Annotated in this window: 1 protein-coding gene; it reads right to left on the reverse strand. The window is 74.4% G+C overall.

Going from position 1 to position 438, the window contains the following annotated elements:
• The coding region (locus KDL01_RS42110; RefSeq protein ID WP_212534293.1) for a PAS domain-containing protein at nucleotides 1-438 on the reverse strand (438 nt) is incomplete at both ends.

Below are 438 nucleotides of genomic sequence, written 5' to 3' on the forward strand. Positions count from 1 at the left end.
CAGGTCCACCGTGACGAAGTCCGCGAACCGGGGCACGGCCAGTTCGGTGAGCTCCTCGGCCGTGCGGACGACGTCCAGACTCGTCCCGATGCCCACCCCGGCCTCGTAGAGCATGTTGAGGCGCTCGTGCGCCGTCTCGGCGCGGCCGGACAGGGCGCGCAGCTCCGTGGAGTCCCGGACCGTGGCGACGCTGCCGGGCGGGCCGCCCGAGCGGTCGGTGGGCCGCTGGTTGACCGCCAGCAGCCGGTCGCCCACCAGGTGCACCTCGTCCGTGGCGACCCGCCCCGAGGACAGCAGGTCGGCGGTGTCGGGGGCCAGGCCGATGTCCAGCACGTGCCTGCCCTCCCCGTCCTCGGGCAGACCGAGCAGACGGTGCGCCTCGTCGTTGGCGAGCACCAGGGTCCCGTCCCCGTCGACGATGACGACCCCCTCGCGCAC

Source organism: Actinospica durhamensis (genome assembly GCF_018139695.1).
GTDB lineage: Bacteria > Actinomycetota > Actinomycetes > Streptomycetales > Catenulisporaceae > Actinospica > Actinospica durhamensis.